Source organism: Microcoleus sp. T3_D1, assembly GCF_036700405.1.
In the GTDB taxonomy this organism is placed as follows: Bacteria; Cyanobacteriota; Cyanobacteriia; order Cyanobacteriales; family Microcoleaceae; genus Microcoleus.
Window position 1 is genome coordinate 1 of record NZ_JAUBOV010000211.1, and the last position, 1,148, is coordinate 1,148.

The 1,148-nt window shown below is 44.3% G+C and carries 1 protein-coding gene and 1 pseudogene; both read left to right on the forward strand.

Annotation, left to right across the window (positions count from 1 at the left end; genetic code table 11):
- Positions 1-156: 156 nt before the first annotated feature.
- Positions 157-600: pseudogene (locus QT992_RS33440) on the forward strand (IS110 family transposase); the annotation flags it as partial.
- Positions 580-1,128, forward strand: coding sequence for a transposase (locus QT992_RS33445; protein ID WP_333343096.1), 549 nt, complete (start codon positions 580-582; stop codon positions 1,126-1,128). The pseudogene QT992_RS33440 and the gene QT992_RS33445, both read left to right, overlap by 21 nt.
- Positions 1,129-1,148: the final 20 nt, after the last annotated feature.

Below are 1,148 nucleotides of genomic sequence, written 5' to 3' on the forward strand. Positions count from 1 at the left end.
GCGTAGATAAGCTCCCATTACTGATGACAGGCGCACCTAAAACTGGACAGTATCTTAGGCTCTCGATCGAACGATCGGGAAAGCCTGCATTGACAAGGTTAGTATTCAATTGCCTGTCACGTTCTTTCATAAATCGGAGTAAATTGGGAGCTAAAAATGACATCAATAGTCTTAGGTATAGACATCAGTAAAAGAGACTTTCATGTTTCATTACTGAAAGAAGGTCGTGCGACCAAACCCAAAAAGTTCACTAACAATGTTCAAGGGTTTGAAAGTTTGCATAACTGGCTTGAACAACAAAATGTAGTCGAACTCCATGCTTGTATGGAAGCTACTAGCATCTATGGAGAAGCCTTAGCCGAATTCCTGTAGGGGGCTGGGTTTCAGGTCAGTATCGTCAATCCAGCTCGTATTAAAGGGTTTGCCAAAAGCGAACTTCTGAGAACTAAAACTGACTCCGTAGATGCGGCACTGATTGCTCGTTTTTGTGCGGCAATGAAACCGTCTCTGTGGACACCAACCGCACCCGAAGTTAAAGAATTACAAGCTTTGTTACGACGGCTCGAATCTGTGATCGAAATGGCTACGAGCGAGCAGAACCGTCTGGAAACAGCTACGCTAACTGTTGCCGAGCTTACCCTTGCACACTTGGAGTACCTAAAAGAACAACAAAAATTGCTCAAAAAACTGATTAGTGACCATTTTGACCAGCACCCACATTTAAAACAACAGCGTGACCTCTTGACTTCAATTCCCGGAATTGGTGAACAGACAGCATCCGTATTGTTAGCTGAAATTCGTAATGTTTCCGATTACACCAATGCTCGTCAATTAGCGGCTTACGCAGGTTTAACACCCTGTGAGCGTAGTTCTGGGACTTCAGTTAAAGGCAAAACTCGTTTGTCTTGCACTGGAAATGTCCGACTGCGAAAGGCATTGTATTTGCCTGCGGTAGTGGCGATGCGTCACAATCCATTGCTGAAAGCTATGAGTGACCGATTATTGGGTCGTGGCAAGGTAAAAATGCAGGTGATTGGTGCTTTGATGCGGAAGTTGGTGCATTTGGCTTTTGGTATTTTAAAGTCCCAAAAGCCTTTCGACCCCAATTATTTACTCGCTACCCCTTGACAGATCAAGACAGTATCTAC